The sequence below is a fragment of the Streptomyces sp. PU-14G genome, assembly GCF_041028275.1.
GTDB lineage: Bacteria > Actinomycetota > Actinomycetes > Streptomycetales > Streptomycetaceae > Streptomyces.
The window spans coordinates 1-4,641 of the sequence record NZ_JASKYT010000481.1; the positions used below are offsets into that span (position 1 = coordinate 1).

5 protein-coding genes are annotated in these 4,641 nt (G+C 74.1%); 1 reads left to right on the top strand and 4 read right to left on the bottom strand.

The annotated features are described in order from the left end of the window. Nucleotides 1-134: 134 nt before the first annotated feature. The 4 genes from AB8Z75_RS31895 to AB8Z75_RS31910 all read right to left on the bottom strand — a co-directional run bounded on the left by AB8Z75_RS31895 (nt 135) and on the right by AB8Z75_RS31910 (nt 4,023). A complete protein-coding gene (locus AB8Z75_RS31895; RefSeq protein ID WP_369208130.1) occupies nt 135-785 on the bottom strand; it encodes a helix-turn-helix domain-containing protein in 651 nt (216 codons plus the stop codon). 156 nt (nt 786-941) lie between these two features. After that, the gene (locus tag AB8Z75_RS31900) at nt 942-2,183 is read right to left on the bottom strand and encodes an MFS transporter (RefSeq protein ID WP_369208136.1); all 1,242 of its coding nucleotides are present in this window, start codon (nt 2,181-2,183) and stop codon (nt 942-944) included. Between the two features lie 272 nt (nt 2,184-2,455). Further along, nucleotides 2,456-3,187, bottom strand: a complete 732-nt coding sequence (locus AB8Z75_RS31905) for an alpha/beta fold hydrolase (RefSeq protein WP_369208132.1) — start codon at nt 3,185-3,187, stop codon at nt 2,456-2,458. Further along, on the bottom strand, nt 3,184-4,023 hold the full coding sequence (locus tag AB8Z75_RS31910; protein WP_369208134.1) for a DUF1295 domain-containing protein: 840 nt from the start codon (nt 4,021-4,023) through the stop codon (nt 3,184-3,186). Before AB8Z75_RS31910 ends, AB8Z75_RS31905 begins: the two co-directional genes overlap by 4 nt. Nucleotides 4,024-4,481: 458 nt before the next feature. Between AB8Z75_RS31910 and AB8Z75_RS31915 the strand changes: the two genes are divergently transcribed. After that, the coding region (locus tag AB8Z75_RS31915) for a class I SAM-dependent methyltransferase (protein WP_369208138.1) at nt 4,482-4,641 on the top strand (160 nt) is incomplete at its 3' end.

Here is a 4,641-nt window from a genome sequence, read left to right on the forward strand (position 1 = left end):
GGAGCCGGGGTGCTCATGGCGGGGCCTTTCGGACGTGGGCGTGCGCGGTCGAGGGGGGCTCGGCGGAACGGGACGGAGGAGGGACGGGACGGCGAGGCGGAGAGCGGAAGCAGCCGGGACATACGGAAGGCGGCTCAGCGGGGTGTGGGGGCGGCCCCCGAACCGTGTCCTGGCAGGCCGCCCACACACAGGTCCGCCGTGGGCGACTGGAGGAGCGTGTGGACGAAGAGCAGATCGACGCCGTCCGCCGACACGGCCTCCAGCCGGTGCGGGGTGAGGGAGTCGAAGTGCGCCGAGTCGCCGCTCTCCAGCACGTCGGTCGTCTGTCCGAGAGTCAGCCGCAGCCGCCCGCGCTGGATGTGCAGCCACTCCTCGCCGGGGTGGACGCGGACGAGGTCGCTCTGCGGTCCGCGCGGTACGTGTACGCGCAGGGCCTGCATCGCACGCCCGGCCTGACCGGCCCGCCGGTAGCGCCAGCCCCCGGCGTCGACGGCCTCCATGTCGGCTCCCCGGACGACGGGGTCGGCTGCCGCGGTGGTCTCGCCCAGCAGATCGCCTGCGGTGGTGCCGTAGACCCGCGCGAGGGTGAGGAGAAGCGGCAGGGACGGCTGCCGCTTCCCGGTCTCCAGGCGGGAGAGGTGGGCGGGCGACAGCCCGGCCCTGCGCGCGGACGCCTCCAGGCTCAGCCCGCTCCGCCGCCTCAGCAGGCGCATCCGCGGCGCGAAAGCGGGCAGCTCTCCCGTTCCGTCCCCGGCTGCCTCATGATGGTGAGGGTTCGGGCTCATGTGCTGCATTAAGGCACGGGTCTTCCCCACCAGGCAAAAGTTTTGCCTCCGGGGCAAAACGGCAGCGCGGGCGCCGGTGCGGGTCGGGCGTCGCGGGGGTGCGAGAGGCGCGGCTGACCTGCCGGTGGGGGCCCGCCGGTCCGTGCGGGCGAGCGGCTACCGCTCGGGGACGTAGCGCCAGAAGGCGGGCACCGCGAAGGCGAGAGCCAGCGTGGCGGCCACCACCAGCAGGCCGCCGCCGACCACGGTGTGCCGGGTCCCGGCGGCGGCGCCGATCGTGCCGTGCAACAGGTCGGCGAGGCGCGGGCCGCCCGCCACCACGACGGTGAAGACCCCCTGCATCCTGCCGCGCATCTCGTCGGTCGCGGCCGACTGGAGGATGGCGCCGCGGAAGACCATGGACACCATGTCGGCGGCGCCCGCCAGCGCGAGCATCACCGCGGCCAGCCACAGCGGCCCCGAGAGTCCGAACCCCGCGACCGACAGCCCCCACACGCTGACCGCGAGGACGACCATCACCCCGTGCCGGTGCACCCGGGAGTACAGCCCCGACAGCAGCCCGCACAGCAGCGCGCCCACGGGAAGGGCCGCGTACAGCACGCCGAGCGCCGTGCCGCCGCCCTCCGGGCCGCCGAAGTCGAGCTGCGCCATCTGCGGGAAGAGCGCGCGCGGCATGCCCAGCACCATGGCGATGACGTCGGCGAGGAACGAGACCAGCAGCAGCCGTTTGCGTACGAGGTAGCGGAATCCGTCGACGATGTCGGCGAACCCGGCGCGCCGGGCCGCGACCTTGAGCGGGGGCAGCGACGGCAGCCGCCAGACCGCCCACAGCGCCACCACGAGGGCCAGCGAGTCGCACAGGTACAGCACCGGCAGACCGAGAACCGGAACCAGCGCGCCGGCGAGCAGCGGTCCCGCGATCTGGCCGAACTGCGCCACGGTCGAGGTCAGCGCGGTGGCGGAGGGAAGCTGTTCGGCCGGTACGAGACGGGCCACCGACGCGGTGCGGGTCGGCTGGTTGATGCCGAACAGCGCCTGCTGGAGGGCCAGCAGGACGAGCAGGACGGTGACCGACCGCATCCCGGTGGCCGCCTGCGCCCAGAACAGCAGCGAGGTGACCGCGATGCCGGCGTTGCTGAACAGCAGCAGCTTGCGCCGGTCCATCAGATCGGCGACCGCTCCGCCCCACAGGGCGAAGACGATCAGCGGGACGAGCGCGGCGGCACCTGCCAGGCCGACGAGCGCGGAGGATCCCGTGTCGTCGTAGATCTGCAGTGGCACGGCGACGGCCGTCAGTTGGCTGCCGACGGCCGTGACCACGGTCGAGGTCCACAACCGCCGGAAGGGGCGTATGCGCAGCGGTGCGGTGTCCACCGCGAAGCGCCGCAGCCGCCGCAGCCCGGAGCCCGCGGCGGCGCGGGGCCCGTCCCGCGGGTCGGACGAGGGGGGATCTGAGCGGTCCTGGTGCGGTGTGTCGGTGGTCACCGGCCGTTCTCCGTTCTCAGCCGGTGGCGTCCCGTCGGCTCCGCGCCGCCGCGCCACCCCGGCCGTTCGAGCAGGCTGAAGAGACGCGTTGGTTGACGTTAACGCCTACGGTCGCGGCTCGGACGCCTGTGCGAGGCGTGCCGGGCCGGGGCAATCCAGCACGCTAACCGGCGGATCGCAGCAGGTCAACCGGCGGATTGCGGGGGCACGTGACCGGTGCCCGCACGTTCCGCGTCCCTCGGCCCCCCGCCCAGCGCGTCCAGCACGGCCGCTGTGGCGAGCCGGTGCCAGCGGCGGGCGCCACGCAGCATGGTGTGCCCGCCACGCGGCATGGGAACGGCCACTGTCCGGGCGCCGGCCTCCTGCGCCCGGCGGACGAGGTCCCAGGAGCCGGCGGCGCGGGTGACACGGTCGTTCTCGTCGTGCAGGACGGTGACGCGCCGGCCCGTCAGGTGGGCGACGGGCTCCCCCTCCGGGCACCACGGCGCGAGGGCCACCACCGCCCGCACCTCCCGAAGACCGCCCAGCCGCAGTGCGGCCCGTCCGCCCATGGAGTGGCCCACCAGCACGACGGGCACGGGCCCGGCCAGGCGGCGCAGCTGTGCGAGGGCTCGCCGTGCGTCGCGGACGGCGTCCTCCCGCTCACCGTTCCAGCCGCGCCGCCGGTAGCGCACCCTGCCTACCAGTACGGGGTGGCTCCGTGTGGCGCGGAGCAGCGCGGTGGCGAAGGGGCGCATCCGCAGAGCGGGCAGGTCGAGAGGGGGTGGCGCCTCCAGACCGTCGGCGCGGCCACCGTGCAGCAGCAGGACGGCGGCCTCGGGCCGCGCGGGGGCGCGTCGCAGCACGAGCGCGTCCCTGCCCGGGCCCGACGGTGGGGCAGCGGCGGCCCGCGAAGGCCCGGGAGGACGGCCCTTCATGTGTCCCTCCCCGTCCTGTGCGCCTCACTGGCGCGGGCTCGGCGGGGCGGCAGTGGCACGAAACCGCTGGTGCGGGCCTGGTACGCGCGGTAGCCGGGGCGCTCGGCCATGTGTGCCTCCAAGAGCCGCTTTCCGCTGCCCTTGGTCAGCAACAGGGTCATCACCACTGGCGAGACGAGGCACAGGGCGGCGGTCTGCCATGTGCCGCAGGCCATCAGGTACAGGCCCCACCACACAAGGCAGTCCCCGAAATAGTTGGGGTGGCGGGTCCACGACCACAGCCCTGAGTCCATGACGCGGCCCCGGTTCGCCGGGTCCGCCGTGAACCGGGCGAGCTGGTGGTCGCCGATCGCCTCGCACGCCAGCCCCGCGGCCCATACGACGGCCCCGAGCACGGTCAGAGCGTCTGGCGGAGCCGTCACGTACTGACCCGCCTGCACCGGCAGCGAAATCAGCCACGCCAGCGCCGCCTGCAGGAGGTAGACCATGCGCAGCGCGTACAGCCGGCGGTTGCCGGGCGCCTTGGCCAGCAGCCTCTCGTAGCGGGGGTCCTCGCCCTTGCCCCGGCCGCGGTGGGCGATGTGGGCGGCGAGCCGAAGCCCCCACACCAGGGTCGCGGACGTGAGCAGCAGGCGGCGCGTCCCGTCGCCCGTTCCGGCGGACAGCGCGCTGCTGAGGACGGCGACCGCGGTGAAGGCGAGGCCCCAGGCGACGTCCACGACGCGGTGCCGCCCTGCGACGAGTGCGACCGCGAAGGTGAGCAGCAGGACGGCGAGGGTGGCTGCCGCCGCGGCAGGAAGGTTGAGGAGCAGCCCCGCCCAGTCGGGACCGCTCACCGCTTTCCGCCTCCGGCGCGACCTGCCGGTGGCAGCCCCGCGGGGCCGGCCGTTCCTTCCGCCGTCAGCGTGGCGCCCTGCCTCAGTCGCACTGTTCCTCACTCGTTCGTCGGTGTCCGGTGCCGGGGGCGGCGTGTCCGGTCTCCGCCGTCCGGCCGTCCCTTACTTCTTCTTCGGAACCGGCGGGGGAGCGGATTGGTCCGGCAGGAAGGCGACTTGGCCGGCAGGTACGCGACTTGCCCGGCGGGGGCGGCGGCTTGGCCGGCCGTGAGGCGCCGGTGGCGAACACAGTGGCGAAAAATGAGCGTGACCTCCCCTCGGACCCTGGTTGGCTGTAGTGGCCATCTTGTAGCGTCCCGGCAGCGCCGTGCGCCTGGTCGCGGTTGCGCCGGAGCGCGCTGCCGTGCGTCTCGCGCGGCCGACGCGTGGTTGGCCCCGGTACCGATGGAGGAACCTTCGTGAGTTCGGATCAGCAGTGGGACATCGTCTCCGGAGTCGGCGTGACGGCCCTCGCGGTCGCGGCAGGCAGAGCGATCGAGTCGACCCGCCCCGACGCGCTGATCACCGATCCGTACGCACCCGCTTTCCTCACGGCGGCTTCGTCCACCGCCCCGTTCC

Excerpts from the sequence above, each read along its gene's own strand:
- AB8Z75_RS31895 (WP_369208130.1), bottom strand. The coding sequence starts at position 785 with ATGAGCCCGAACCCTCACCATCATGAGGCAGCCGGGGACGGAACGGGA.
- AB8Z75_RS31905 (WP_369208132.1), bottom strand. The coding sequence starts at position 3,187 with ATGAAGGGCCGTCCTCCCGGGCCTTCGCGGGCCGCCGCTGCCCCACCG.